The organism is Streptococcus sp. KR, assembly GCF_002238115.1.
Classification (GTDB): Bacteria; Bacillota; Bacilli; order Lactobacillales; family Streptococcaceae; genus Streptococcus.
The window spans coordinates 1-463 of record NZ_NGVM01000141.1; the positions used below are offsets into that span (position 1 = coordinate 1).

The 463-nt window shown below is 35.6% G+C and carries 1 protein-coding gene; it reads right to left on the minus strand.

From position 1 onward, the window contains the following. A partial coding sequence (locus tag CBI42_RS12875) for an Ig-like domain-containing protein (RefSeq protein WP_179211418.1) occupies positions 1-463 on the minus strand: 463 nt, incomplete at both ends.

Genomic DNA, 463 nt, shown 5'->3' on the forward strand with positions numbered 1-463 from the left:
GGTCGTTTGAGAATCAATTTTCTGGGTGTACGTAAAATCACCACTAATTGTATCATGATCTTCAACATTACTATTAAACGTGAACGTCACTTTACCATCTGTTGTGATACTATAAGCTCCATAATCCCCAAGCTGACCATGTCTTGCACTGTATGTAATATTCTTAGGCAGCTGAAAAGTATAATAATCACCACTCTTCAATTGATAGTTATTCTTTAGCTTATTTGGAATTGACCAATTATAATGCAACGAAATATTGGTATCTGAAGTAACCTGATTCGGAGCCACAGGTTGATTGCTTTCATCAGTAAATGAAACATCAGCATTATCAATAATGCTATGATTAGCCGAATCTGGTAAAACGGTACTAATATCTGTACCAGTTGTTGCTGCCCGCGCAGTTGTTTGAAAGAATGGTGTTACTAACTGAAAAATTAGTATAAACGCCATTAAGACAGTGTAT